Source organism: Cellulophaga tyrosinoxydans (assembly GCF_900176415.1).
GTDB classification, from domain to species: Bacteria; Bacteroidota; Bacteroidia; order Flavobacteriales; family Flavobacteriaceae; genus Cellulophaga; species Cellulophaga tyrosinoxydans.
On sequence record NZ_FWXO01000001.1, the window covers coordinates 1,441,952 to 1,466,401 of the forward strand.

Below are 24,450 nucleotides of genomic sequence, written 5' to 3' on the forward strand. Positions count from 1 at the left end.
CATTATATTTATTTTTTTAAAAAGGAATTAAATGCAGAAATGTCTTTGATGTCTTCATAAACATCCACATCATTTCTTACGTCTAATAACTTTGTTTTATATTTTTCTAAATTTTTTAAAGTATCATTTAATACGGTGTGTGTGCCCCAAGCTTTATTTTTAAAAACATTCGCATTAAATTTTTTCATTCCTAATAGATAATAGCCTCCATCTTGTGCAGGACCAATCACAAAATCGGATTTATCTAATTCAGAGAAAGCATTTTCGATAGTTGTTGCGTCTAGATCATACATATCGCTACCAATCACTAGTATTTTTTCAAATCCGTTTTTAAAACCTAGTTCAAAAGCATTCGCCATTCGATCACCAAGATTTGCTCCGTTTTGTAATTTTTTTTCAAAAATGGTAGTATTCCAAATATCCTTTTCCCAAATTTCTTCGGAGTAATAAACCTGTTTAACGGCAGGTATATTTTTGGTTATGCTAACTGTATATTGCAATAAAAATTTGTAAATTTCTAAAGCGGTTTCATTGCCAACGGTTGCGGCTAATCTTGTTTTGCATTTTCCGAGTTCTGGGTTTCTTGTAAATATTAAGAGGAGGTTTTTGCTTTGCACAGTATTTTTTTAGTTTAAAACTTTATCTCCTTTTGTCACTAACTTACTCCAATACTTACTAAAGGCATGAATTTTATTGGTGGGTGTGTTGGTGGAATCCACAACAGGATTATCAGTATCTATCCACTTAAAAATTCCGCCATATAGATTGTAAACATTAGTATACCCTACGGATTGTAATTTTTCACCAATATCCTCAGATCTAACACCAATGGAGCAATAAACTACTATTTTTTTGTTTTTATCTTGCTCGGTTAGACTATCGATATTAAAATTTTTATAGCCCACATAAATTGCATCTTTTATATGGCTTACATCAAATTCTTTTCTTTCTCGAGTATCTAACAATAGTGCATCTTCGGATGCTTTTAATTCTTCCACGGAGATATACGGAATACTCTGATTATTAAATTTTTCGAGCGTTTTTTCAATAGTTTTTTGAGCAAATGAGAAATTTGTAGTTAAAATTATAAGGCCAAAAAGTAAAAATTGTTTTAACAAGGCAGATATATTTTCTAACAAAGATACCTATTTAGAAATTTTGAATTCTAAATATGTTGAAGAATATTTTGGCTATCTTTATTTTTTTAGTACTACAGTAATATATAAAAAATGATGAAATTTTATCGGCAATTTGTGTTGGTGTTTGTTTGTTTGGTTTTCTTTTCTTGTAAGCAAAAAGAGAAAAAAAATAGTGTAACAGAAAAAGAAATAGTGGAGCAAAGTGCAGTTAATACGGAGCCATACAGACCACAATTTCATTTTACACCACCTGCCAAATGGATGAATGATCCAAACGGATTGGTTTACAATAAGGGTGTGTTTCATTTATTCTATCAATACTATCCAGATGATATTGTTTGGGGACCTATGCATTGGGGACATGCAATTAGTAAAGATTTAATACACTGGGAGCACAAACCAATTGCGTTGTACCCAGATAAAAATGGCTATATATTTTCTGGAAGCGCAGTGGTAGATACCGAAAACACTTCTGGTTTTGGCACTAAGGAGAACCCAGCGCTAGTGGCCATATTCACATATCATGATATAGATGGAGAAAGAGCTGGTAGAACCGATTTTCAAACTCAAGGAATAGCATATAGTTTGGATAATGGAGAAACATTTACAGTTTATGATGGGAATCCAGTAATTGGAAATAATGGCATAAAAGATTTTAGAGATCCTAAAGTATTTTGGGATGATCAATCAAAAAACTGGTCTATGCTTTTAGTCGCAGGAGATCATTTGCAAATTTGGCAATCTAAAAATTTAAAATCATGGGAAAAAGTAAGCGAATTTGGCAAAAATCAAGGTGCACATGGTGGGGTTTGGGAATGCCCAGATTTGTTTAAACTAAAAGTTGGTACTACGGATGAAGAAAAGTGGGTGCTTTTAATTAGTATAAACCCAGGTGCGCCAAATGGTGGTAGTGGTACTCAATATTTTGTTGGAGACTTTGATGGAAGAACTTTCACATCTGATCAGAAAGAAGAGAAATGGATTGATTGGGGTACGGATAATTACGCCGGAGTTACGTATAATAATGTGCCTAACAACGATCGTATTTTTATAGGTTGGATGAGTAATTGGAGTTATGCGCGCGATACACCGACTGAAAAGTGGCGCAGTGCAATGACGGTTCCGAGAAAATTAACTTTGGCAAAACATTCTAACGAATATCAACTAATAAATTATCCAATTGAAGATCTTGGATCTATTGCTAGCAATGATTTTTCAGAAAGCATATCAATTAGTGGTAATTCTCAAATGGTTATTTCTAACGATAATTTAAGTCAGTCTGAAATTAAATTTAGGACGTCGGCAAGAAAATTTAATCTTCATTTTCAAAATGATGATGGAGATGATTTAAGTTTAAAAATGAATGGTATTGAAAAATTATTTGTTTTAGATAGAACTAAATCTGGTAAGGTAGATTTTCAAGAAGATTTTGCTTCGGTTCAGAAAATGCCAATTGCTCTTTTACCAGAAGGTGAAATTGAAATTCGTATTTTAATGGATTGGTCTTCAATTGAAGTTTTTATTAATCAAGGTCAATATGTAATGACAGCTCAAGTTTTTCCAAATTCTAATTATTCAAAACTAGTATTTAAAAATAATTCTGAGCTAGATATTAGTTTGGGTCAAGTTACCCTAGATAAGATAAAGAGCGTTTGGTAGCTCAAGAATGCTTGAAACTATAATAATTAAACAAATAAACCCGAACTTTTTTGTTCGGGTTTTTCATGTGGTGCCTTCAGTACTGAAGCTTCGGTAGAACCAAAGTTATTTTCTCTTTAGAATAGCATGTGGTATTTCAGGTTTGTCAATTATTCGGACAATAAATTTTTCTAAGAAAACAGCTTCTTTATTTCAAATTGTTAAAATGCAGTTATCGGCTGCTTTGGTAAAATTTTTAGAAAAAATTGAAGATTTTTATGTTGATTCTATCTGTTTTCAACATCGGAAGTTTCTCTTGTGTAAAATTCACCTAATGACTTGCTGTGTAAAATAGAAGCAAAGTGTTTCATTATGAGCATATTAAACAAAAAACCCGAACATTTCTGTTCGGGTTTTTAATGTGGTGCCTCCAGGAATCGAACCAGGGACACATGGATTTTCAGTCCATTGCTCTACCAACTGAGCTAAGGCACCAAAGCCGTTAAGCGGGTGCAAATATAATTTCAATTTTGCGATATCCAAACAAAAATCAAAAAAAAGCGAATTGTTTTTTTACATTTTTGCAACTTTGTAGTATGAACCTAGTAATAGACGCGGGTAATAGCCTGATAAAAATTTCAGTTTTTAGAGAAAATACAGAGTTGTTTCATGAACAATTCGAGATTTCTCTCTTTGTTGAACGTATAAAATCGGTATTTAAAAAATATACTAGTATTGATAATGCTATAGTTTCATCTGTGGGTGCATTAGATAAAAAAGATATTGCAGTAGTAAGTCTTTTTTGTAATGTGCATCAATTAAGTCATAAATCTAAAACACCTTTTAAAAACTCTTATGCAACTCCAGAGTCTTTAGGGGTGGACCGTATTGCGTTAGCGACAGCAGCATTCTATAAAAACCCGAATGGAAATACGTTGGTTATTGATGCAGGGACTTGTATGACGTTTGACATGATAAATGATTATGGAGAATATTTAGGAGGAGCAATATCACCAGGTTTGTCGATGAGGTATAAGGCATTACACCAACAAACATCAAAACTTCCACTCTTAAAAGTAGAAGATATAATAGATTTTATCGGAAATTCTACAAATTCGAGTATTCATAGTGGTGTAGTAAACGGAATTTCGGCAGAAATTAATGGTGTAATTGACCAATATAATCAACGTTTTAAAGATTTAACAGTTATTTTAACAGGAGGTGATGCGCTATTCTTGTCAAAACGAACAAAAAATACCATATTTGCCAATCCAAAATTTCTCCTTGAAGGATTAAATTATTTGTTGGAATACAATAAAATTTAAATGATTAATAAAATTTTAATTGCCATAGTGCTATTAACCTCTGTAGGTTTAAGTGCTCAAAACGGAACTGCTTCTCCATATTCTTATTTTGGATTAGGAGATATAAGAACAGTAGGAACAGTAGATAATCAAATGATGGGAGGTATTAGTATGTATGCGGATAGCATTCATATAAATTTAAAAAACCCTGCTGCATATAGTAAATTGGCTATTACTACTTATTCGGCAGGAATATCACAAAAACAATTTAGTTTTAGGAGTGCTGATGATAAGCAAAGTACTTCGGTAACCAATTTAGATTATTTGGCTATTGGGGTGCCGTTAAGTGATAAATTTGGATTAGGTTTTGGATTAATGCCCTATACATCAGTTGGCTATAATTTTAATATTTCCAATACAAATCCAGACGATAGCGTAATTTTAAATGAGTACACTGGAGACGGTGGTTTAAATAGAGTTTACCTATCAGTTGGTTATGAGTTTTCAGATGTTTTGAGCGTTGGAGCAACATTGAATTATAATTTTGGAACAATAAATAATAGTCGTGTACAATCTTCTTCTGATGCACAATACGGAACTTTAGACAGGAGAGAGTCGCAAATTCAAGGATACGATTTTAATTATTCATTAAATTACACCCCTAAAATAAGTGAAAAGTATACGTTGTATACTTCAATTGGTGTAGATACACAATTAAATTTAAATGCAGAAAATGCACAATCAATAGGTTCCTTTTCTAGAGTAACGGGGCAGGATATTGAAGTGTTTGATGTTGATTTAAATGCACAAGGCAGAAAATTTGCTGATGTTAGAGTGCCTACAAAAACAACATTAGGGCTAGGTATTGGCGAAAATTTAAAATGGTTTTTGGGGGCTGAATACGGTTTTCAAAAATTAAGTGATTATAAAAACGATTTTTTTAACGTAGATAATATTGAGTATAAAGATGCAAGTACTTTTGCTATTGGAGGTTTCTATATTCCTGAGTATGCATCGTTTACAAGCTATTGGAAGAGAATTGTTTATAGAGGCGGTTTAAAGGTTGCAAATACAGGGATGCAAATAAATAATCAAGATATAAATGATTTTGGCATAACTTTTGGAACAGGATTACCACTGGGTCGTAGTTTCTCAAATCTGAACATAGGATTCGAGATAGGAAAGAGAGGAACCATAGATGCAGATTTAATAAAAGAAAACTATTTTAAAATTAATGTTGGGCTATCTTTGAACGATAAGTGGTTCCACAAAAGAAAAATTAATTAACCATTAAATAACAGATCATGAAAAAGAAATTTTACATCGTGGCGATTGCAGTACTTGGCTTTGTTGGGGCTGTAAATGCGCAGAACAACCCTGAGTGTACTACAAACCTATCTATATATTCTGAGCACGTAAAAGTTAAAAATTACGAAGCTGCTTACACTCCATGGAAAATGGTTTATGATAATTGCCCAAGTTTGCACAAAGCAAATTTTATTCATGGAGAAAGAATCTTAAAATATAAGATTGAAAAAGCTGCGGGTGCAGAAAAAGCAAACTTCATAAAAGATTTAATGGCATTATATGATGCTAGTATTGTAAATTTTCCTTCAGATTTCACTAAAGCTGGTGTAGCTATTGACAAGGCTTTGTTGATGAATGATGAAAAAACAGCTACAGATCAAGAAATCTATAATGTTTTAGATAAAGCATTTCAAGAAGATAAGGGTAACTTTAGTAACCCAAAGGCATTATACCTTTACTTTTCATTATTAGTTGATTTGCATAAAGCAGGTACAAAAGATTTGCAAGAAGTATTCGATACCTATGATAACGTAATTGAGCAAATAGGTGTTGAAAATAAGAAATTGACGGATAGAATTGAGCAATTATTGCCAAAAGAAGATGCAGGAACTATTACTGCTAAAGAAAAAAGAATTTTAGCAGCAGCAAGTCAAAACTCTGAAAACTATGGTTTGATTGAAGGAAGTATCGATGCTAAATTAGGTGAACTTGCGGAATGTTCTAATCTTATTCCTTTATACCAAAAGAGTTTTGAAGATAAGAAAAGTGATATTACTTGGGTAAAAAGAGCTGTAAACAGAATGTTTAACAAGGAGTGTACTGATGACCCAATGTTTAAAAAGTTAATTGATGCTCAATTGGCAATTGAACCAACTGCAGATTTGTATGTGTATTTAGGACTATTAGAAATGAAGTCTGGTAGTACAAGTGCAGCTGTATCTAACTTCAATAAAGCTGGAGATTTAGAAAAGGATAAATACAAGAAATCTGATATATTCTATAAAGTGGCTACAATTTATGCTAGAAGCAGTAAGTCAACAGCTAGAAATTATGCTCAGAAGGCAATCGATGCAAATCCATCAAATGGTAAAGCATATTTATTAATTGCAACATTATATGCAAACAGCGCTAACGATTGTGGAGATAGTGCTTTTGATAAGCGTGCAATTTACTGGAAAGCTGCTGAGGTTGCTCGTCAGGCAGGTAGAGTTGATCCATCTTTAAGTGGTAGATCTGGTCAAGCTGTAAATAGCTATATGTCTAAGGCGCCTTCTAAAGAAATGATCTTTAACTCAGGAATGTCAGGTAAAACTGTTACTTTTAATTGTTGGGTAGGTGGTAGCGTAAAAGTGCCTAATCTATAAGATGATAAAAAAATCAGTATATAATTTTAAAAGCATTGCTATAGTTTACACTATAGCTTTGCTTTTTTTTGCATGTGCCGATGACTATAAAAGAGTAGGCGAAGAAGCTAAAAGTAAACTATACCCGCAAGGTGTTGCGGATAATTACAAACTTACTTATACCGAAACACAAGAGCCAATTTCTACTGAAGAGGTTAGTAATACTAGAAAAATAGCCATTCTTACAGGAGAAGTAAGCGAAGATTTTGAGAATTTGGAATTCCCTTATCGTACCTTTCCTAAAGGATTAAAAGTTGAATTTTTTGATAAGGAAGGCAAGAAAAGCGTAATTTTGGCGGATTATGGTATTATTTATTCTGGTACCAATATTATAGATTTACAGCGAAATGTAATTGTAGAAATGCAAGATGGTAAAAGGTTAGAAACAAATCAATTGTATTATGATCAAACTACCCAGTGGATTTTTACACAAGAAAAATTTAAGTTTTCCGATGAAAAAGATGGTACACTAATACATGGATTAGGGTTAGATTTTAACCGAGATTTTACCTTATTAAGTGCGCATAAAACGGGAGATGGTTACAAAATAATAAAAGAAGGGGTAGATGATTAAAATTTTAAAATACACGGAATATCTATATTTAATCGTAGCAATTTTCTCGATGTATCGTGTTTTTACGGATTGGAACGTTGACCGTCAATTTGCTTATATATTTATATTTTTTACAATAATTTCTATTGGAATGTTTTTGTTTAGAAGAAGTTACAGGAAAAAATTCGAAAAGCATCAACAAAATAATAATCAGTAATATTGGGAACAGCTGTTATTATTATATTATGTTGTTTGTTGTTGTCAGCCTTTTTTTCAGGTATGGAGATTGCTTTTATTTCTGCGAATAAAATCCATATCGAAATAGAAAAAAAGCAAGAAGGGTTTTTGGCAAAAATATTAACCAGACTTACCAAAAAGCCTTCTAAATTTATCGCAACCATGCTTATTGGTAACAATATAGCTTTAGTGGTTTATGGGCTATATATGGGCGATTTGTTAATGGCCTGGTTTCAAAGTTTTCAAGGTTCAGAAAATCAAGTAATTCAAGTTCTTTTAACCGATTTTAGCTTGTTTACGCAAACTATAATTTCTACGTTAATAATATTGCTAACGGCAGAATTTTTGCCCAAAGTGCTTTTTCAAATTTATTCAAATACATTATTAAAAATATTGGCATTTCCTGCCTATGTGTTTTATATCTTGTTTTCTTTAATATCAGATTTTGTTATCAAAATATCAGATATTATTTTGAAAGTCTTTTTTAAGACCGAAGGAGATGAAGTGCAATTGGCTTTCAGTAAAATAGAACTTGGCGACTACATTAACGAGCAAATGGAAACCGTTGAAAAAGAAGATGACGTAGATTCGGAAATTCAGATTTTTCAAAATGCTCTTGAATTTGCTGCTATAAAGGCAAGAGATGTAATGGTGCCTAGAACAGAAATTGAAGCCATGGAGATTCATGAAACTCCAAAAAATCTAACCAAAAGATTTTCGGAAACCGGGTTCTCCAAAATATTAATTTATAAAGACACTATAGATAATATTATAGGTTACGTGCATTCATACGAACTTTTCAATAAGCCCAAAACAATTAAAAGTGTTTTAATGCCTGTGGAATTTGTGCCCGAAACTATGTTGGTAAGTGATATTCTAGGGAGTCTTACTAAAAAAAGAAAGAGTATGGCTGTGGTTCTTGATGAATACGGAGGTACATCAGGAATTTTAACGGTGGAAGATATTGTAGAGGAGCTTTTTGGCGAAATAGAAGATGAGCATGATACTACTGATTTATTCGAAGAGCAAATAAATGCTTCAAATTTTAAATTTTCAGCGCGACTAGAAGTAGACTATATAAACGAAAATTATAGATTAGATCTACCGGAGAGCGATGAGTACGGAACTTTGGGTGGTTTAATTGTGAATGAAACAGGAGAAATACCAAGCAAAGATTCTCAAATAAAAATTAACAACTTCTTGTTCACGATTCTTGAGGTTTCAAGTACCAAAATAGATTTGGTGACCCTCGAAATCCTTGATAAAGACTAACTTTTTAGGCGTAAATTATTATATTTTTTTTGTCTTTAGTATTTGAAAGAAAAATGGTAATTTCGTCGCCTGATATAAAATAGTAATACATAATGGCAATTTTAGATAAAATTAGAAAGAAAACTACCATACTGATTTTAATAATCGGTTTAGCATTATTTGCATTTGTAATATCTGGTATTTTTAGTGCCAATACATTTTCAGGGGCTAAAGTTGGTTCTGCGGTTGCAGAGGTAAACGGTAATGATATTTCTATAGATGATTTTAGACAAAAAGTAGAAATTGCGTCTAAAAACTATGGTGCAGGAGCTTCTTCTATGCAAGTAGTAAATGGCGTATGGGAGCAAGAAATTAAAAATGCGATTTTAGAAGAGCAGTTTCAAGAATTAGGGATTACTGTGGAGCAAGATCAAATAGTAGATTTTTTAAGAAATAATCCTAGCTACTCTCAATTACCACAATTCTTAAATGAAAATGGTGTTTTCGATGAAAATAAATTCATCGATTTTATTGCAACACTAAAAGAAAATAATCCACAAGGATACCAAGATTGGTTACAAACAGAAAAAGCAATCATATTTGCAGCTAAAGAGCAAATCTATTACAATTTAATAGGTTCAGGTGTTGGAACTACCTTGAAAGAAGGTGAGTTAGACTATAAATTAGCAAATGATAAATTTGATATCTCTTATGTAAGAGTTCCTTACACTTCAATTCCAGATAGTACAATTGCTATCAGCAAGAGCGAAATTGAAACGTATGTAAAGGCACATAAAGAAGATTTTAAGCAAGATGAAAGTAGAGATATTCAGTTTGTATATTTCAAAGAAAAAGCATCGTTAAAAGATGAAAATGAAGTAAAAGCTAAAATCACCTCTTTATTAAATGATACACAAGCTTTTAATGCAGCAAAAGATACTACAGAAACTATTAAAGGATTTAGAAATACTACAGATATGGTAGCATTTTTGGACCTTAATTCCGATGTAAAGTTTGATACTGTGTACAAGCCTAAAAGCGCATTCCCTTCAAAAGTGGCAGATAGCTTAGTAGCATTGTCTATTGGTCAAATTTACGGGCCTTACCGCGAAGGAGATACTTTTGAAGTAGCTAAGATGATGGGTAAAAAAGCTGGAGGAAATGTAAAGGCAAGTCACATTCTAATTGCTTATGCTGGTTCTCAAAGTGCTGCTGAAAATGTAACAAGAACTAAAGAAGAGGCAGAAAGTAGAGCAAAAGAATTATTAGCAGAAGCTAAAAAATCTGGAGTTGTATTTGCGGATTTAGCAAGAGAGAATTCTGATGGGCCTTCAGGACCAAGAGGAGGAGATTTAGGATTTTTCGTCGAAGGAGCAATGGTGAAGCCATTTAATGATTTTGTATTTAATAATAGTACTGGTTCTATTGGATTAGTTGAAACTGAATTTGGTTTCCATATTGTTAAAGTTGATGAAAAACAAGATTTATTTCAAATTGCAAGATTAGTTAGGGAAATAGAGCCTTCAGATGAAACCATTGATTTAGTATTTCAAGATGCTACAAAATTTGAAATGCAAACCATAGAAGGTAAAAAATCATTTGAAGAAGTTGCTAAAGCTGGTAATTATGATGTAAGACCAGTAAATAAAATAAAAGCAATGGATGAGAACTTGCCTGGTTTAGCTGCGCAACGTTCAATAGTACAATGGGCATTTAATGACGATACTGAAATAGGAGATGTAAAACGTTTTGATTTAAATGATGGGTATACCGTGGTTAGATTAACAGCAAAATACAAAGAAGGATTAATGACTTCTGAAGACGCTTCTGCAACAGTTTTACCAATATTACGTAAAGAGAAAAAAGTAGCTCAAATATTAGACAAAAACAAAGGTAAGTCTATGGATGCTTTTGGTAAAGATAACAATGTTTCACCAGCAACTGCTTCTGCAGTTACTGTAAAGTCACCAACAATTCCTGGTGCTGGTAGCGAACCTGCAGTGGCCGGAACAGCTTATGTTTTAGGTGAAGGTAAAACTTCAGGACTTATTGAGGGGAATAGTGGTGTGTTTATGATTAAAGTTACCAAGAAAACTCCAGCAACTAAGTTAGATAACTACAGTACTTTTTCTAATTCTTTAGATCAATCTAAAAAGAGTAGAGTAGGTTCTGCTGTTTACCAAGCATTAAAAGAAGCTTCTGAGATAAAAGATAATAGATCAATGTTCTATTAATTAGTAATAGAATTATAAACTAAAAAAAGCCTCCATTTGGAGGCTTTTTTTAGTTTTATTAGAGTATCATTTCTTGATAAGGAATTATTGTAGCATATCCTTTATTTTTAAAATAGGTAGGTGTTGTTTTGGAACCAACTGCCATAATGAAATCTCCACCCCAAGCTCCAAGACTCTTAATTGCACCAGTATAGTCGATAAAATATTTTTGCTTCACTGGTGTCTCATTTATAATTGAAGCTACCAAAGTTTCATGCTCAATTATTAATTTTTGAAATTCTTCCAAAGAATCGCATGTGCTAAATTTATTCGTTAAAATAGTTTGCGCACTAATAAATTGGTCTTTGTCAAATTTTGAATTTCTGTAAGCTGATATTCCTTCTCTACTATTTTGTTTTTTGTTTAAATGCACAAAATAAATATGCTCTTTAAAAGATGGATTAAAAGCAATCGGTGTTACTATAGGCTTTTTGCCCTTTAGTTGGTATAAAATTGGTGTGTTATGCATGGCACAAGCAATATCATATCCACTACCAGAAAAAGAGTTCCATAAAAGTTTAAATGGATCAACACAAGCCCATTGTGCAATATTATTTATTAATGTAGAAGAAGATCCTAAACCCCAATTTCTCGGAAAATCTAACTGAGTTGTTACTTTGTAACCACTAGAATTGATTAAAAACTCTGAATTCAACTTTTTAGCTTCACATAATATTCTCAGCAAAGTTTCGGCAGTTTCAGAATCCGTTGTGTTAATACTTTTGTTATTCTTTAGGTTAAAATCGCCCTCAAACCAAATGGCACCTTGGTGATCAATACTTTGCCATGTAATGCTGTTGGTATTATTTTCTTGTACAGTTAAAGCTTGTCCATATTTTGTAGGTACCGCTAAACTTAGTGCTCCATCTAAAACACCATACTCTCCGGTAATCAGTAACTTTCCATTACTATAATAGCTATTAGACATCGCTGTTTTTCAATTTTTCATATTCAGTAATTACCGCACTGTGTGTAACCGTATGACTTTTAAAATGATGAATTAATGCTTTTTTTTCAGTTTCAGAGGCACCTAGCTGATTTAAAATATTCATCAAGTGCATTTTCATATGACCTTGTTGTATTCCAGTAGTTACTAAAGAACGCACAGCTGCAAAATTTTGTGCTAAACCGGCAACTGCAACAATTTGCATTAACTCTCTCGCGGAAGGTTTTTGGAGTATTTCTAAGGCTAATTTAGATAATGGATGTAATGAAGTTAATCCGCCTACTGTGCCTAATGCTAATGGTATATCTATAGAGAATTTAAAGATATCATTTTCAACACTTGCATTGGTTAAGCTCGTATATTGTCCGTTTTTGGCTGCGTATGCATGAATGCCAGCTTCAACGGCTCTAAAATCGTTCCCAGTGGCTAAAACAACCGCATCAATACCGTTCATAATGCCTTTGTTATGCGTAACAGCGCGGTAGGGTTCTACTTTTGCAATATTTACAGCTCTCACCATTTTCTTTGCAAATTCTTCACCTGTAATAAGTTTATCATCGCTCAATTGCGATACAGGACAGCTTACTTCTGCTTTTACCAGGCAATTAGGTACATAATTACTTAATATGCTCATAACCACTTCTAATTGTTCTTGAGAAGAAGTAAATAAACTACTATTTTCAAATTCTCTTTTAAAAGTGGTTGCTAGTTGTTCTAAACAGGAGTTTATAAAATTAGCTCCCATCGCATCTTGCGTTTCAAAAGTGCAATGTAATTGGTAATAATCTTCTAAGCTTTTGGTTTTATTGCGTAATTCAATCGCTAATATACCGCCGCCTCTTTTTTCCATATTCTTGGTTAGTATAGCGGTGTCTTCGAGAAGAATAGGTTTGATGTCTAAAAAGAATTTTTCAAGTTTTGCAATAGCACCATGGTACATAAAATGTACTTGGCCCACTTTTTCGGTATTTATCACGGATGTTTTAAAGCCTCCGCGATTAAGCCAAAATTTAGCGGCTTTACTGGCTGCAGCTACTACTGAGCTTTCTTCTATAGCCATAGGTATGGCATATAGTTTGTTGTTTATTAAAAAATTTGGTGCTATTCCTAGGGGTAAATAATAATTGGTTATTGTGTTTTCAATAAACTCATCATGCAATTTTTGCAAAGTGTCGTCTGAATTCCAATAACGATTTATTATTTGGATAGTTTCTTCTGAATTTACGGTATAGTTTTTAGCTATCCATTCAATTTTTTGATCTTTAGTCAGTTTGGAAAATCCCTCAATAGGAGTAATCATATTACATTCGGTTTCTAATTTCAAAGATACTAATTACCACTATAAATCATAAAGCATATTCTAAGCCGTTTTGATGAAATTCTATTTGTGATATTTTCTGTTAAAAGTTTACTTTTATGTGAAATTATTAGTAAACTTGGTGTTTTTAATAAAATTTTGAGAATAAATGAAAAAGTATACTTTTCTTTTCCTGCTGATTATCAGTTTTTCACCATTTATAAATGCACAAAAAAAGTCGGTTACCCTAGAAGAAATATGGGGCGGCGCATTTAGAACAGAAGGTCTTGATGCCATAAGGTCTTTAAAAAATGGCACGCAATACACTTTATTAAATTTTGATAGAAACACCAGAACAAGTACTGTTGATGTTTACGATTATGTGAGTTTGCAAAAAGTAAACACCCTAGTAAATTCCGCTAATCTAGAAGGGATTCCTTATTTTACTTCTTATGAGTTTAGTGCCGATGAAAGTAAAATATTACTAGTAACAGAAAGAGAGTCTATATTTAGACGCTCTTCCGTAGGTATTTATTATATCTATGATGTTAAATCCGGTAAAACCATAAAAATTTCAGAAAATAAGATACAAGAACCAACACTTTCACCTGATAATAGTAAAGTGGCCTATGTTTTTGAAAACAATATTTACTTATTTGATATTGCAAAAAACACCACCACTCAAATTACCAATGATGGCGAAAAAAATAAAATTATAAATGGGGTAACAGATTGGGTATACGAAGAGGAGTTTGCTTTTGTGCGCGCATTTGATTGGAATGCCGATGGAACCAAAATTGCATTTTTAAGATTTGATGAAACCAACGTTCCGGAATTTTCTATGGATGTTTTTGGGAGTGCTTTATATCCTTCACAAGAAGTATTTAAATATCCAAAAGCAGGTGAAGCAAATGCCGTAGTTTCACTACATATGTTAGATGTGAAATCTAATGTAATAAGTGCAGTAAACCTTAAAAATGCGTATTACATTCCACGAATAAAATGGATGAATAATGCCAATATGTTAAGTGTTCAAACCTTAAATAGGCATCAGGATAATTTAAAATTATTTGCTGTAAATGCTAAAAATAATACAGTTTCACTTTTATTAGAAGAATCGGATAAGGCCTATATAGATATCACAGATAACCTTACATTTTTAGCAGATGATAGCTTTATTTGGACAAGTGAGAGTGATGGTTATAACCATATTTATCTATATAATGAAGATGGTAAGTTGATGAACCAAATTACGAAAGGAAATTGGGAGGTAACTAACTACTACGGTTATGATCAAAATGAAGATAGAGTATATTATCAATCTACCGAAAATGGCGCTATAAATAGAGATATATATAGTATAAGTTCTCGTGGGAAAAATAAAAAAAGACTTACTACTAAAAACGGACAGAATGGGGCTGATTTTAGTGCTGACTTCACCTATTTTATAAACACTTTTTCAAATGCAACTACGCCGCCAGAGTATAGTTTGCATGAATCTTTATCAGGGAAAAAAGTAAAAGAAATTTTAAATAATACAGCGTTAACTAAAAAGTTAGAAGCTTACAATATAAGTCCTAAAGAGTTTTCTACTATTGCTATAAATGGGAACGACTTAAATATGTGGATGATTAAGCCAGTCAATTTTGATGCGAGTAAAAAATATCCATTATTTATGTTTCAATACAGTGGTCCCGGGTCACAGTCGGTTTCTAACTCATGGATGGGAGCAAATGATTATTGGTATCAGTTATTGGCTGAAGAAGGCTATATTGTGGTTTGTGTAGACGGCCGAGGTACAGGTTTTAAAGGTAGAGATTTTAAGAAAGTGACTCAGAAAGAATTGGGTAAATATGAAGTTGAAGACCAAATAGCTGCTGCAAAATATTTGAGTAATTTGCCATATATAGACGCCTCGCGAACAGGTATTTGGGGCTGGAGTTACGGAGGTTTTATGTCTAGCAATTGCATTTTAAAAGGAAACGATACTTTCGAAATGGCTATAGCCGTTGCACCAGTTACTTCTTGGAGATTTTACGATACTATCTACACCGAAAGATACATGCAAACACCAGAAGAAAACGCGAGTGGGTATGACGAAAATTCACCATTAACATATCCGGATTTATTAAAAGGTAAATACCTATTAATTCATGGGTCTGGCGATGATAATGTACATGTTCAAAATTCAATGCGAATGGTAGAAGCATTAGTACAGGCAAATAAGCAGTTCGATTGGGCAATTTATCCAGATAAAAACCATGGTATTTATGGAGGTAACACAAGACTCCAATTATATACTAAATTGACCAATTTTATAAAAGAAAACTTATAATCTAACTACAACAAGTACCAAACTATTATGGAAAATACAGTAAAACCATTCGAGGAGCAAGAACTTTTCGGACACCCAAAAGGCTTATTTTATTTATTTTTTGCTGAATTGTGGGAACGATTTAGTTTTTACGGAATGCGAGCGTTATTAACGCTCTACATGGTAAATGTAATTTTCGAAGCCCTTGCAACACGTGATTTCGCTGCTGCAGCGGTATATGCTTCATATGGTTCATTAGTATATGCATCAACAGTAATTGGGGGTAGAATTTCTGATAAAATATTGGGAATGCGAAAATCTATCTTTTTAGGTGGTGTTTTAATGGCAGTAGGGCATTTTGTACTTGCTATTGAGAACAATATGGCATTCTTCACAGCTTTAGCATTAATTGTTGTCGGGAATGGATTTTTTAAACCTAATATTTCAACATTCGTTGGATCGTTATATAAAGATGGAGATATCCGAAAAGATTCAGGATTTGTAATTTTCTATATGGGAATAAATATTGGAGGTTTTGTGGCTCCTTTACTTTGTGGATGGTTAGGTAAAACTTACGGTTGGCATTATGGTTTTGGACTCGCAGGAATAGGTATGTTACTTGGATTAATTGCTTTTTGGAGTGGGATTAGAAAAAATGTATTCGGGGATAAAGGTTTGCCACCATCAGAAACCGTTTTAGACAAACCAATTTTAGGTATTAAACAAGGTTTAATGATACCTATATTATCCGTTATGGCAGTACCCGTTATTGCTTATTTATTATCCGCTTATAAATCTTTAGGTGAAAAAGGAAGCTTTTTTGAAGGGGATAATATTGTGAACTTAATTTTTTATGCAATTGCAATTGCTATAGGGGCATTTTTAATTAAAATACTAATAGAGGCTACTGTGGATGAACGTAAGAAATTAATAGTGGCCATTTTAATTACTTTTTTCATTACAATATTCTGGGGTTTTCACGAGCTTTCAGGCAGTATTATTACATTGTTTGCTGCGCGAAATGTGAATCTTAGTTGGATTGATGCATCGCAAACGAACGCATTGAATTCCATGTATATCATAATTTTATCGATTCCAATTTCGATGCTTTTTACCTATTTAAAAAAGAAAAATTTAGATCCAAGAACACCTTATAAATTTGGACTTGGTTTGGCATTTGCAGGGATAAGCTTTTTAATACTATCTATGAGTAGCGGAAGTGCGGACGAAAATGGGATGGTGCCTTTTTCTTATTTATTAATTATGTACTTCTTAATTTCGGTTGGAGAATTATTTATGTCACCTGTAGGCTTATCAAAAATAACAGATTTATCGCCAAAAAGAATTGTTGCTTTTATGATGGGAATTTGGTTTTTAGCCTCGGCATTTGCTTTTCAGATCGTAGGTTTTATTGGAAAACAATTAGCTATAGAAAGTACAGATAAAAATATTGGAGGTTTAGACACTTTAGGTGTATATACAGATGGTTTTGGGTTAATAGCAAACTATGCCTTAGGAGCTGCCGCAATAGTATTAATTGCCTCGCCATTAATTAAAAAGCTAATGGGTAAAGTACATTAATCTTTCAAGTTAAAATAGTAAGCTCCCTTTTCACCAGTATAGTGAAAAGGGAGTTTTCTTTTTTTACACGTTTCTTTCCAATAAAGAACATCACTTTTGTAATTACTACCATCGGCAAGTATAATATCTGGATGTATAGAATCTAACAAACGCTCTAAATTTATCTTTGGTGATTGAGTAAGGAGTATATACGAAATATTTGCTTCGGTAGGTGGGTGTATTGCAAAACTATCCATAACATAAAACTGCTTATGGTTTATATCATAGCTGTTTTTGAGGGCATGGTTTAGATTCGTTTTTGTAAATTCTGCAGTAGCGTATACATCCACCATTTTTTCTAGTCGGTTGGGATTGTTGCTATATAGATGTAGCGTTTCTCCATTTTGATAAAGTAATCCAGTATTCCTAGATTGATGTAATACCATAATTTCTTGCTTTCGAATGGTGTTATAATTAATGATTAATAACCAAATCTGAAATGCAATAATACCACCAAGAAAGATGGTTACTCTTTTAAAAGTAGGTTTTGAAAGAGCTAATACAAGAAAAATGATGGTGAAATAGCTTAGTACTAACATAGTACTATCAAACGAAATAGATTTTAAAAGAAAAGATTCTTGTTGTGCAATCCACCCTATAATGTCATTCATAAATTGTATCACATCATTATAAATTGAAGCGATAAATTTTGGTAGCATATTGAACAATGCCAAAATAATTACGATAATTCCAAACACTAATATGAAACCAAGAAAAGGAATGACTGCCAAATTAGTGATGAAGAATAGTCCTGGAAATTGATGAAAATAAAATAAGCTTAGGGGTAAAACTCCTAATTGTGCAGCAATACTAACACTTAATAATTGCCATATATACCTAATAATTTTATTCTTTGGAAACCAAAAACGTTGGAGCATGGGATAAATCCATAATATGGCAAAAACCGCTAAATAACTCATTTGGAACCCAACATGAAATAGATAACTAGGTTTAAATAGTAAGATAAAAAACATGGATAAGGCCAAGACATTAAACTTATTAGCAGGCCTGTTTAAACTTTCCGCATAAGCTAAAAAAGTGAACATAGTTACGGCTCTAACCACAGAGGCTGATAAACCAGCTAAAAAGGCAAACCCCCAAAGTAAGAATACAATAAGGACTAACTTAATTTTTTTTCCGTTTGTAATATTTTCAAGAGGTTGTAATAAAAACTGCAATAATAAAAGCAAGATGCCGATATGTAGCCCAGAAACCGCTAAAATATGTATGGCACCTGCGTTTTTGTAGTTGGTATAGGTTTCTTCAGAAATATCATTACGTTCTCCTAATAGTAACGCTTGAATTACGCCTAATTCATCATCTGCAAAATTAGCCTCTCTCAAATGAGCAATAATGGTATTTCTAAAATCGGCAGCAATGCCATAAATAGTGGTATTGTGCTTTTCTAGCGTAATAAATTCATTTGGTTTGGCATAGATTTGATGATATATACCTAGACTTTCTAGATACTTTTTGTAATCAAATTCATGTGGATTTAAAGGTGCATTAATTTCGCTAATTTCACTATAGAGAAGTAGTTCTTGATCTATAATTACGTTTGTTTGGGTAGAATCATTTGGGATAATTAGCGCTATTTTACCTTGAGTTTTGATATTGTTTAAAGATAAAATTTCTGCATAATACCTTTGGGAAAAGTTATTAGACTTTAAAACTTCCGTAATTTTTATATGTAATTTATTTGTTCCGGTATTCGGAAATTTGGAGTAATGATTAAAGGAATTTTTTGGATTATGTAGTGCTACCGCTAATGTCCCAATACAAATTGTAGTACAAACTGCTATAGCACCAAAAAGTGTAGCATTGGCCAATTTTTGCTTAACAAATATCCAGCCTAAGAATACTAAACAAACAAGAGTTATTACCGCAATGCTTATGAAAGGAATAGTAAAATAAAACCCAAAAAGAATTCCAAATACTAAAAAGAGCGTCAATTTTATTGGCACAAATTTTAGTAATTGCATAGGATTGGTTTATAGTAATACTCTAGTGGCTTTTACGAATGCATAATTCCAATAGCCTTCTTTGAGTGAAGAAACAATTACACCTCTGGAAATTGTTGAATGAATAAATTTAATTTCGTCGCCGTCTGTAGAAACCACAAGACCAACATGATTAATTTTTTTAGATTTTCTTCCTGTTTTAAAAAACAGTAAATCACCCTTAAGTATATCGTTTAAACGAATGTTTTTGCCTTCCTCCGCCATAATGTATGAAGCTCTAGGTAGTAAAATGTCATGGTTTGAAAAAGCGACATAGAGTAGGCCGGAACAATCCATTCCTTTTTCAGAAGTGCCACCATATTTATAGCGTGTACCCGAAAATGCAAGTGCTGAATTAATTATATCGTCTACAATATAACTTACAGTACGTTCATTCTCAGAATTTATTTTTGGAAATTTTGATGGGGATCTTTTTTCCGTTGGGGTATTAATATTACGCGCTTCAACAGTAATTTTACGCTCATTGTTATTGCCATAAGTGGTTTTTTTCTTTACAGCACCACAACTAACTAGTAGTAACGAAGAAATAATATATAGAAGTTTCCGATTCATTTGGAAAATAGTAATAGACTTGAAAATCAAATTTAGATAATTATTTTGAATGTTTTCAGTGACTTATTTTTAAATTGAAGTTTTTAACTTTTTAAAAATAAGATCTGCTGTATTTTGGCTAGCCCCTTGTCCACCTAATTTTTTCTCCAATTCGTCATAGTTTTTTAATAAAATTGCTCTTTGGTCAGGGTTGAGAATATTTCTTAATTCTGCGCTCAAATTTTTGGTATTCATTTGGTCCTGAATTAATTCTTTTACCACTTCTTTGTCCATAATTAAATTAACTAAGGAAATGTATTTAAGTGTAATAATTTGTTTGGCAATTTGGTACGAAATCCAATTTCCCTTATAGCAAACCACTTGTGGTACTTTAAATAAAGCTGTTTCTAAAGTTGCGGTACCACTGGTGACCAATGCAGCATGTGCCACTTGCAGCAATTCATACGTTTTATTAGAAATAAGTTTTATTTGCGATTTTTTAAGGAACGGCGAGTAGAAATCAAGATCTAAACTTGGCGCCCCAGCAATTACAAATTGGTACTCTTTAAATTCAGTGCATACAGATAGCATAACGGTAAGCATTTTTGAAACTTCTTGTTTTCTACTGCCTGGTAATAAAGCTATAATAGGCCTTTCAACATCTAAATTGTATAATTTTTTAAACGCTAAAGCATCAATTTTTGGGGTGTTTTGAATGGCATCGATTAATGGGTGACCAACAAAGTTTACAGGAAAATTATGTTTGTTTTCATAGAATTCTTTTTCGAATGGTAAAGTCACATACATTTCATCAATACTTGACTTTATTTTATTAATTCTACCTTCTCTCGAAGCCCAAATTTGCGGAGCAATGTAATAACTCGTTTTAAAACCTTCTTGTCTAGCCCACTTAGCAATACGCAGATTAAAACCAGAATAATCTATAAAAATGAGCACATCAGGGTTAAAGTTGATGATATCTTGTTTGCAAAAAGCAATATTTTTAAAAATGGTGGGTAAATTTATAATTACCTCTAAAAAACCCATAAAAGCTAGCTCTTTATAATGCTTTACAAGTGTGCCTCCGGCTTGTTGCATTAAATCTCCTCCCCAACACCTAATAGTAGCTTCAACATCACTCTTTTTTAGTGCTTTTATTAAATTAGAGCCATGTAGATCACCAGATGCTTCGCCTGCAATTATGTAATACTTCATTTTTTAAAATATCTTATAATACATAATTAGTAAAGCAGTTAATAAGGTGGCAATTAGTACACCACGCGCACGTAAATCTCGCTTAATTTTTAAAAAACCGAAGAAAGCCACTAAATTAAGAATGGCACCTAAAGCCAGTAAACTGCCAATATGCCCTTCGGAAACGGCTGCTAAATATGTGTCTTTAATGCTTAAATCAGAAAAAATTAATATGTATAATAGTGTTCCTATGGTATTGGCAATAATTCCGACTGTAAATCCAATTAGTATTTCTTTTTTGTTCATTAGTTTAAATTCCAATTATTAATTGTTTGTATAACATGGTGGGCGGTTAGATCAAATTGTGTAGGTACAACAGACACAAAACCATTAGATAAGGCCCATTCATCAGTATCTTCTCCTTTATCTAAAAGCTCGAACTCCCCAGTAAGCCAGTAATAATCTTTGCCAGAAGGGCTCGTTCTTTTATCGAATTTTTCTTTCCAATTGGCTCTGGCTTGTCTGCAAATTTTTATGCCTTTTAACTGTTTCTTTTCTAATTTAGGAATATTTACATTCAAAACTACTCCTGTAGGTATACCGTTTGTAAGCGCTTCACGTACTATTTTTTGTATTTCGTTTTTAGCATGCGAAAAATCAGCATCCCAATTATAATCACATAAAGAAAACCCTATGGCAGGTATGCCTTCTATTCCTGCTTCTATGGCAGCACTCATGGTGCCTGAGTAAATGACATTAATGGAAGAATTTGAACCGTGATTTATACCACTCACACATATATCTGGTTTTCTGCTTAAAAGTTCTTGTAATGCCAATTTTACACAATCTGCCGGGGTACCACTACAGCTATATTCCTCAGTTTTTTCGTCCTCCAAATCTATCATTACTTTTTTGGAATACAAGGTATTGTCTATCGTTATAGCATGCCCCATGCCCGATTGGGGGCTATCAGGTGCAACCACAACTACATCACCTATTTCTTTCATATAACTAATTAACGCCCTGAGTCCAGGAGCAGTTATTCCATCATCATTAGTAACTAAAATCAAAGGTTTTTTCATTGTGCATAATTTATGCCGTAAAAATACGTTTTTCATTAAGAAGTGCTGAATAAACTGTTTAACAAAAAATTTAGATTGCCAGTGTTAAACTGGCACGGTTTTTTCAGTATCTTAGAGAATTCAATAAGTATTGCGCGTAAAGCTTGCGGAAATTAGAGCACTACTTAAATTGATTATAAAAAAACGTTAGATGAAAAATAAATTAGCCTACGCACTGTTAATGATGCTTTTTGCAGTAGCATCTTGTAGTTTTACGAATAAAACATTTGAAAATGATGATAAGGATAAGCTTTTACTAGATCTTATAACTTATGTTTTGGAAAAAGGACATTATCATCCTAAAGATATTAATGATGATTTTTCAGTTAAAGTTTTTGAAGACTTTATTGATGGGTTAGATCCTACCAAAAGATACTTTCTAGAAAGTGACATAAAAGAGTTTGAGCAATATAAGTATCAAATAGACGATCAAATAAAAAATACTGACATTACTTTTTTCAATGTTGTTTATAATAGGTTAATGTCTAGAATGAAAGATGCGCGAGTAATTTATAAAGAAGTGCTAGCGGAACCTTTTAATTATAATGTTAATGAGAGTATCGATATAGATTACAAAAAGCAATTTTTTGTAAATTCTAGAAAAGATTTAAAAGAGCGTTGGAGAAAACAATTAAAGTACGCTACACTTGGTAATTATGATTCTAAAATTTCTAAAGGGGATAGTGCAGACAATGCCTCTGATAAAAAAGCCATAAACCCAAAGGATGCGGAAAAAGAATCAAGAGCAGATACAGAGAAAACTTTAGATGAGTTTTTTGATTTTGTTGCTGAATTAGATCGTAAAGATTGGTTTGTGCAATACATTAATACTATTGTTGAAGAGTTTGATCCTCACACTTTTTATTTTGCGCCAGACGAAAAAGAAAAATTTGACACTAGAATGTCAGGTAAATTCGAAGGAATTGGTGCTCGTTTACAGAAAAAACAAGAAGGAGTGAAAATTGTTGAGATCATTTCTGGAGGACCAGTTTGGAGAGATAAGCAAATTGAAGTTGGTGATGAAATACTAAAAGTTGGTCAAGATGGTGCTACTCCTGTTAGTATTATAGAAATGCGTTTGGATGATGCTATTAAATTAATAAAAGGCCCAAAAGGTACTGTTGTAGATTTAACTATGCGAAAAGTAGATGGAACGATCGAGGTAATTTCTATTACTCGTGATGTTGTCGAAATCGAAGAGACTTTTGCCAAATCAGCCAATGTAATTAAGGGGAATCAAAAATTTGGTATTATAAACTTACCACAGTTTTATGTGAGCTTTGATGACTATGAAGGCGAAAGAAATGCCGCTTCAGACGTTGCTAAAGAAGTGGAAAGATTAAAAGAGGAAGGCGCTGAAGGATTAATCTTAGATTTAAGAGATAATGGTGGAGGATCGTTAAAAACAGTGGTGGAAATGGCTGGTTTGTTTATTAAAAACGGACCTATAGTTCAAGTGCGCTCTAATGATAATGAAAGAGAAGTACATGACGATATAGATGATCGTATTCAGTGGGATGGACCATTAGTTATACTGGTAAATGAATTATCGGCTTCTGCATCAGAAATTTTAGCTGCTGCTATGCAAGATTATAAAAGAGCTGTTGTAATTGGGAGTAAGCAAACTTTCGGTAAAGGAACGGTTCAGAATGTTATTCCATTAGATCGTATAGTACGCAGTAATGAGCATGGTGATCTTGGCGCAATAAAATTAACAACACAAAAATTCTATAGAATTAACGGTGGTTCTACACAATTAGAAGGAGTGAAATCTGATATTGTTGTACCAGATAAGTATAGTTACATAGATTTAGGTGAACGTGATCAACAAAATCCATTAGCTTGGGATAAAATTTCTCCTGCAGAATATACACCTTGGGATGGTTATATAGATTATGAAGGAACTATTGTTAATAGTAAAAAGCGTATGGCTGCTAATCCTCAAATTAAATTAATAGAGGAAAATGCTAAATGGTTAAAAGAGCAACAAGATGAAACGGTAGTTTCGTTAAACTTTAATGATTACAAATCGGATGAAGCAAAGAATCTTGAAAAATCTAAATATTTTAAGACACTTTCTGCATACGATTCTAAATTAACGTTCCAGTCTTTAAAGTATGAAGAAAGCTTATTTACTCAAGATTCTATTTTAAGAGAAAAACGTAATCGTTGGCATGAAGATTTAGCTAAAGATGTTTACGTAGAAGAGGCAGTTAATGTATTGCAAGATTTAAAAAAGAGTACCATTAGATCAGGAAAAATTGCCAGCGTAAAAGGGTAGTTATAATATATTAAAAGAA

19 protein-coding genes and 1 tRNA gene are annotated in these 24,450 nt (G+C 32.7%); 10 read left to right on the forward strand and 10 right to left on the reverse strand.

Going from position 1 to position 24,450, the window contains the following annotated elements; translation table 11 throughout:
• Positions 1-8 precede the first annotated feature (8 nt).
• On the reverse strand, positions 9-617 hold the full coding sequence (locus B8963_RS06480) for a TIGR04282 family arsenosugar biosynthesis glycosyltransferase (RefSeq protein ID WP_084060579.1): 609 nt from the start codon (positions 615-617) through the stop codon (positions 9-11).
• A 9-nt stretch (positions 618-626) separates the two neighbouring features.
• Complete coding sequence (locus B8963_RS06485) at positions 627-1,139, reverse strand: rhodanese-like domain-containing protein (protein WP_234989615.1); 513 nt, start codon at positions 1,137-1,139, stop codon at positions 627-629.
• A gap of 90 nt (positions 1,140-1,229) precedes the next feature.
• Between B8963_RS06485 and B8963_RS06490 the strand changes: the two genes are divergently transcribed.
• Positions 1,230-2,798: a glycoside hydrolase family 32 protein gene (locus B8963_RS06490; protein WP_234989616.1), complete on the forward strand. Its 1,569-nt coding sequence runs from the start codon at positions 1,230-1,232 to the stop codon at positions 2,796-2,798.
• Positions 2,799-3,199: 401 nt separating this feature from the next.
• Here the strand turns inward: B8963_RS06490 and B8963_RS06495 are convergent.
• A tRNA-Phe gene (locus tag B8963_RS06495) sits at positions 3,200-3,272 on the reverse strand.
• A 101-nt stretch (positions 3,273-3,373) separates the two neighbouring features.
• Between B8963_RS06495 and B8963_RS06500 the strand changes: the two genes are divergently transcribed.
• From B8963_RS06500 to B8963_RS06530, 6 genes are all read left to right on the forward strand, one after another.
• On the forward strand, positions 3,374-4,102 hold the full coding sequence (locus tag B8963_RS06500) for a type III pantothenate kinase (protein ID WP_084060581.1): 729 nt from the start codon (positions 3,374-3,376) through the stop codon (positions 4,100-4,102).
• The gene (locus B8963_RS06505) at positions 4,103-5,368 is read left to right on the forward strand and encodes a BamG family beta-barrel-assembly machinery protein (protein ID WP_084060582.1); all 1,266 of its coding nucleotides are present in this window, start codon (positions 4,103-4,105) and stop codon (positions 5,366-5,368) included.
• Between the two features lie 17 nt (positions 5,369-5,385).
• On the forward strand, positions 5,386-6,753 hold the full coding sequence (locus B8963_RS06510; RefSeq protein WP_084060583.1) for a hypothetical protein: 1,368 nt from the start codon (positions 5,386-5,388) through the stop codon (positions 6,751-6,753).
• Position 6,754: 1 nt separating this feature from the next.
• Positions 6,755-7,366 carry an LPS export ABC transporter periplasmic protein LptC gene (gene lptC / locus B8963_RS06515; protein ID WP_084060584.1) on the forward strand — a complete coding sequence of 204 codons (612 nt, stop codon included), beginning with the start codon at positions 6,755-6,757 and terminating at the stop codon, positions 7,364-7,366.
• Between the two features lie 258 nt (positions 7,367-7,624).
• A complete protein-coding gene (locus tag B8963_RS06525) occupies positions 7,625-8,854 on the forward strand; it encodes a hemolysin family protein (protein WP_449384830.1) in 1,230 nt (409 codons plus the stop codon).
• A gap of 92 nt (positions 8,855-8,946) precedes the next feature.
• On the forward strand, positions 8,947-11,067 hold the full coding sequence (locus B8963_RS06530; RefSeq protein ID WP_084060587.1) for a peptidylprolyl isomerase: 2,121 nt from the start codon (positions 8,947-8,949) through the stop codon (positions 11,065-11,067).
• Positions 11,068-11,125: 58 nt separating this feature from the next.
• Here the strand turns inward: B8963_RS06530 and B8963_RS06535 are convergent, their stop codons facing one another.
• Together B8963_RS06535 and B8963_RS06540 are read right to left on the reverse strand one after the other, a co-directional pair.
• On the reverse strand, positions 11,126-12,034 hold the full coding sequence (locus B8963_RS06535) for a GYDIA family GHMP kinase (protein ID WP_084060588.1): 909 nt from the start codon (positions 12,032-12,034) through the stop codon (positions 11,126-11,128).
• Positions 12,027-13,352, reverse strand: coding sequence for a hydroxymethylglutaryl-CoA reductase, degradative (locus B8963_RS06540; protein ID WP_084060589.1), 1,326 nt, complete (start codon positions 13,350-13,352; stop codon positions 12,027-12,029). The genes B8963_RS06535 and B8963_RS06540 overlap by 8 nt, the downstream gene beginning before the upstream one ends.
• 166 nt (positions 13,353-13,518) lie before the next feature.
• Here B8963_RS06540 and B8963_RS06545 point away from each other — a divergent pair, with 166 nt between their 5' ends.
• Both B8963_RS06545 and B8963_RS06550 read left to right on the forward strand, forming a co-directional pair.
• Complete coding sequence (locus B8963_RS06545; RefSeq protein ID WP_084060590.1) at positions 13,519-15,684, forward strand: S9 family peptidase; 2,166 nt, start codon at positions 13,519-13,521, stop codon at positions 15,682-15,684.
• Between the two features lie 27 nt (positions 15,685-15,711).
• Complete coding sequence (locus B8963_RS06550; RefSeq protein ID WP_084060591.1) at positions 15,712-17,244, forward strand: peptide MFS transporter; 1,533 nt, start codon at positions 15,712-15,714, stop codon at positions 17,242-17,244.
• Here the strand turns inward: B8963_RS06550 and B8963_RS06555 are convergent.
• From B8963_RS06555 to surE, 5 genes are all read right to left on the reverse strand, one after another.
• Entirely contained in the window at positions 17,241-19,265 is a 2,025-nt protein-coding gene (locus B8963_RS06555; protein WP_084060592.1) for a ComEC/Rec2 family competence protein, read from the reverse strand. The two genes, B8963_RS06550 and B8963_RS06555, sit on opposite strands and share 4 nt — an antisense overlap.
• A 9-nt stretch (positions 19,266-19,274) precedes the next feature.
• The gene (locus B8963_RS06560) at positions 19,275-19,856 is read right to left on the reverse strand and encodes a C40 family peptidase (RefSeq protein WP_084060593.1); all 582 of its coding nucleotides are present in this window, start codon (positions 19,854-19,856) and stop codon (positions 19,275-19,277) included.
• 69 nt (positions 19,857-19,925) lie between these two features.
• Positions 19,926-21,050, reverse strand: coding sequence for a lipid-A-disaccharide synthase (gene lpxB / locus B8963_RS06565; protein ID WP_084060594.1), 1,125 nt, complete (start codon positions 21,048-21,050; stop codon positions 19,926-19,928).
• A 3-nt stretch (positions 21,051-21,053) separates the two neighbouring features.
• Positions 21,054-21,335: a hypothetical protein gene (locus B8963_RS06570; protein WP_084060595.1), complete on the reverse strand. Its 282-nt coding sequence runs from the start codon at positions 21,333-21,335 to the stop codon at positions 21,054-21,056.
• On the reverse strand, positions 21,335-22,111 hold the full coding sequence (surE, locus tag B8963_RS06575; RefSeq protein WP_084060596.1) for a 5'/3'-nucleotidase SurE: 777 nt from the start codon (positions 22,109-22,111) through the stop codon (positions 21,335-21,337). Before surE ends, B8963_RS06570 begins: the two co-directional genes overlap by 1 nt.
• 190 nt (positions 22,112-22,301) lie before the next feature.
• On the opposite strand from surE, the gene B8963_RS06580 reads away from it, so the two are divergent.
• Positions 22,302-24,431, forward strand: a complete 2,130-nt coding sequence (locus tag B8963_RS06580; RefSeq protein ID WP_084060597.1) for a carboxy terminal-processing peptidase — start codon at positions 22,302-22,304, stop codon at positions 24,429-24,431.
• Positions 24,432-24,450 lie beyond the last annotated feature (19 nt).

What these genes read in the sequence shown, in the direction of transcription:
- B8963_RS06490 (WP_234989616.1), top strand. Translation starts at nt 1,230, where the DNA reads ATGATGAAATTTTATCGGCAATTTGTGTTGGTGTTTGTTTGTTTGGTT.
- B8963_RS06500 (WP_084060581.1), top strand. Translation starts at nt 3,374, where the DNA reads ATGAACCTAGTAATAGACGCGGGTAATAGCCTGATAAAAATTTCAGTT.
- B8963_RS06505 (WP_084060582.1), top strand. Translation starts at nt 4,103, where the DNA reads ATGATTAATAAAATTTTAATTGCCATAGTGCTATTAACCTCTGTAGGT.
- B8963_RS06510 (WP_084060583.1), top strand. Translation starts at nt 5,386, where the DNA reads ATGAAAAAGAAATTTTACATCGTGGCGATTGCAGTACTTGGCTTTGTT.
- lptC (WP_084060584.1), top strand. Translation starts at nt 6,755, where the DNA reads ATGATAAAAAAATCAGTATATAATTTTAAAAGCATTGCTATAGTTTAC.
- B8963_RS06525 (WP_449384830.1), top strand. Translation starts at nt 7,625, where the DNA reads ATGGAGATTGCTTTTATTTCTGCGAATAAAATCCATATCGAAATAGAA.
- B8963_RS06530 (WP_084060587.1), top strand. Translation starts at nt 8,947, where the DNA reads ATGGCAATTTTAGATAAAATTAGAAAGAAAACTACCATACTGATTTTA.
- B8963_RS06535 (WP_084060588.1), bottom strand. Translation starts at nt 12,034, where the DNA reads ATGTCTAATAGCTATTATAGTAATGGAAAGTTACTGATTACCGGAGAG.
- B8963_RS06540 (WP_084060589.1), bottom strand. Translation starts at nt 13,352, where the DNA reads ATGATTACTCCTATTGAGGGATTTTCCAAACTGACTAAAGATCAAAAA.
- B8963_RS06545 (WP_084060590.1), top strand. Translation starts at nt 13,519, where the DNA reads ATGAAAAAGTATACTTTTCTTTTCCTGCTGATTATCAGTTTTTCACCA.
- B8963_RS06550 (WP_084060591.1), top strand. Translation starts at nt 15,712, where the DNA reads ATGGAAAATACAGTAAAACCATTCGAGGAGCAAGAACTTTTCGGACAC.
- B8963_RS06555 (WP_084060592.1), bottom strand. Translation starts at nt 19,265, where the DNA reads ATGCAATTACTAAAATTTGTGCCAATAAAATTGACGCTCTTTTTAGTA.
- B8963_RS06560 (WP_084060593.1), bottom strand. Translation starts at nt 19,856, where the DNA reads ATGAATCGGAAACTTCTATATATTATTTCTTCGTTACTACTAGTTAGT.
- lpxB (WP_084060594.1), bottom strand. Translation starts at nt 21,050, where the DNA reads ATGAAGTATTACATAATTGCAGGCGAAGCATCTGGTGATCTACATGGC.
- B8963_RS06570 (WP_084060595.1), bottom strand. Translation starts at nt 21,335, where the DNA reads ATGAACAAAAAAGAAATACTAATTGGATTTACAGTCGGAATTATTGCC.
- surE (WP_084060596.1), bottom strand. Translation starts at nt 22,111, where the DNA reads ATGAAAAAACCTTTGATTTTAGTTACTAATGATGATGGAATAACTGCT.
- B8963_RS06580 (WP_084060597.1), top strand. Translation starts at nt 22,302, where the DNA reads ATGAAAAATAAATTAGCCTACGCACTGTTAATGATGCTTTTTGCAGTA.